This is a genomic window from Microtetraspora sp. NBRC 13810, from assembly GCF_030268685.1.
Lineage (GTDB): Bacteria > Actinomycetota > Actinomycetes > Streptosporangiales > Streptosporangiaceae > BSRQ01.
On the sequence record NZ_BSRQ01000097.1, the window covers coordinates 1 to 255 of the forward strand.

A 255-nucleotide genomic window follows, 5' to 3' on the forward strand; every position below is an offset into this window, starting at 1 on the left:
CCCAGATCATCGTCTGATGCGCGCGGGCGACGACCTTGACCGCCTCGGCCTGGTCGGAGTCGGCGGCGATCTCGCGAAGCTGGTGGCGGCGGGTGCGGACCATGTCGGCCAGCGCGTGCGCGTCGGCCTTGTCGCTCTTGGCCCCGGAGTTGCCCATCACCTCGCGATGCCGGGCGGCCTGCTTGGGGTTCACCCCGAACACCCGGTACCCCGCCGCGGCCAGCGCCCGCACCCACGGCCCCCGATCGGTCTCGA

Annotated in this window: 1 protein-coding gene; it reads right to left on the reverse strand. The window is 73.3% G+C overall.

The annotated features are described in order from the left end of the window. Window positions 1–255 (reverse strand): IS110 family transposase (locus tag QSK26_RS41605; RefSeq protein ID WP_285780878.1); only part of this gene is annotated, 255 nt, incomplete at both ends.